This window comes from Sulfitobacter sp. HI0129, from assembly GCF_001635395.1.
GTDB lineage: Bacteria > Pseudomonadota > Alphaproteobacteria > Rhodobacterales > Rhodobacteraceae > Sulfitobacter.
The window spans coordinates 1-2,113 of record NZ_LWGH01000817.1; the positions used below are offsets into that span (position 1 = coordinate 1).

Consider the following 2,113-nt stretch of genomic DNA (forward strand, 5'->3'; position numbering starts at 1 on the left):
CACGATATCGACGCCTTCCAGACCAGTCAGATGCTTGGCCGCGACGAGAACCTCGCGCTCTTCAAAATAGAGCGCTGTCTTGTCGTTGGCGACCAGCACGCGGTGGTTGGGGCTGACCATCATGTCACGCTCGGGCAACCCGTTGCCAAGCGCGCCTTCGCGGATCAGCACGGGCTTGAGGTGCGGCGCGCGTTCGAATTCATCGCCCGTCATGGCGCGCTTGCCGACCCAGCGGATTTCCTGAATGCCGTTGTCGCGGGTGATGACCCGGTCACCGACTTCCAGTTCCTCGACCCGGCGTTCGCCCTTCGGTGTCGCGATCAGCGTGCCCGGTGTGAAGCAGGGAACGATGTTCTCGATCTCGACGAAATCGAGGGTCTGCGCCTCTTCCTCGCCCGCGGCGTTGGTCCGTGTCACCACGCTGCCATCGGCATTGTAGTAGGTCACGAAACCGTCTTCGCGGTCGTCGGAGGTATAGGTGACTTCCAGACGGCCGCCTTCGGGAGCCGAACCGCGCAGGTCCAGCGTGTCGAAATCGTCGCCGCCGCTGCCACCGTCTACCTGATCGCCCGCATTCACGTCAGAGAACTGGTCGCGGTCGTTGCCGCCGAACATGGTGTCGATACCGGCACCGCCCATGATGACGTCGTTGCCGCTGCCACCGTCGAGGCTGTCGTTGCCTTCGCCGCCTGTCAGCGTATCGTTGCCCCTGCCACCGCGCAGGGTGTCATCGCCTTCGCCACCGTCGAGCAGGTCGTTCTGGCCGCCGCCATCCAGCAGGTCGTCGCCGGTGCCGCCGTAGAGCTCATCGTCATCGCGGTTCCCGCGCAGCGTGTCGTTGCCCGAGTCGCCCAGCAGCGTGTCCATGCCCTGCCCGCCGGAAAGGCTGTCGTCGCCCTGCCCGCCGCGCAGCGTATCGTTGCNGGTGTTGCCTTCGATGACGTCGTCGTCTTCCTCGCCATCAAGGTAGTCGTCGCCGGAGCCGCCGATGATCGTATCGTCATCGTCTGCGCCAAGCACCACATCGTCACCCGCGCCCGCGTCGATGTAATCGCGGCCGTTGTTCGGTGCCCGGTCGGGGGAGAAGGGATTGTCTGCCGTTTCCTCATCCGGGATGTTCAGCACATCGAGACCGAGGTCGGGATCGTTGCCGCCAAAGATATAGTCGTCACCGTCGCCACCAAGGAGCGTATCGTTGCCTTCGCCGCCGACGATCCGGTCCGCGCCGTCGCCGCCGGAAACTTCGTCATCGTCGATGCCGGCATTGATGCTGTCGTTGCCAGTCCCGCCGAAGATAGTGTCACGGTCATCGCCGGTGCGGATGTCATCATTGCCCGCGCCGCCGTCGACATAGTCGCGGTCGTTCTCGGGATCGCTGTCCGCATCGAAGCCGAGGCTGTCGCGGTCAGAGCGCGGATAGCCGATGTCGGGCGCGAAATCGCCGCCGTCGGTGTCGATCACGTCGTCGCCGTCGCCACCTTCGACCGAGTCGTTACCCTGACCGCCGTTCAGCGTGTCATTGCCCGTCCCGCCGAGGAGGGTATCGTTGCCCTCTTCGCCGAAGATCACATCGTCGCCTTCGTTCCCGGCGAGCATGTCGTCGCCCGGAACGCCTACCATGCCTTCGGAGCCGCCGCCGTTGGAGCCGCCACCGCCGTTCACGTTGAAGTAGACGTCGGTCATGTTGATGCTGGATGCAATCTTGCCGACCTGCGAATGTTCGATCAGAACTCGGGTGACCGGGCCGGGGATCTCAACCTTCAGCGAGCTTTCGGAGCTCGTGTCCTCGAAGACTCCGCCCTGGCTGCGCGCCGCTTCGTTTCCGGCGTGGTCGTCCTCATCGCTGAGCGCGACATTGCTGCCCGCGGTCAGGTTGACCTCGATCCGTTCGTTGTTGGCGTTGAACGCGATGACCTTGATGACGGAGTCGCCATCGATATCGTTGATGCGGAAATCCACATCATCGACCGACTCGTTGAAGCGCAGCTTGAAGGTCGTGATTTCGCGGTCGCCTTTGGTCTGGCATTCCAGCGACGAATTCTCGTTCACATCCTCACCGCCGGAGTCGATTCCATCGGTATTTCCGGTGTCGGTCGAATAGGTGTTCCATATG

Annotated in this window: 1 protein-coding gene; it reads right to left on the minus strand. The window is 63.3% G+C overall.

Features of this window, described 5'->3' with window-relative positions; translation table 11 throughout:
- Window positions 1-1,683 (minus strand): Hint domain-containing protein (locus A3764_RS19425; RefSeq protein ID WP_443069398.1); only part of this gene is annotated, 1,683 nt, incomplete at its 3' end.
- Window positions 1,684-2,113: the final 430 nt, after the last annotated feature.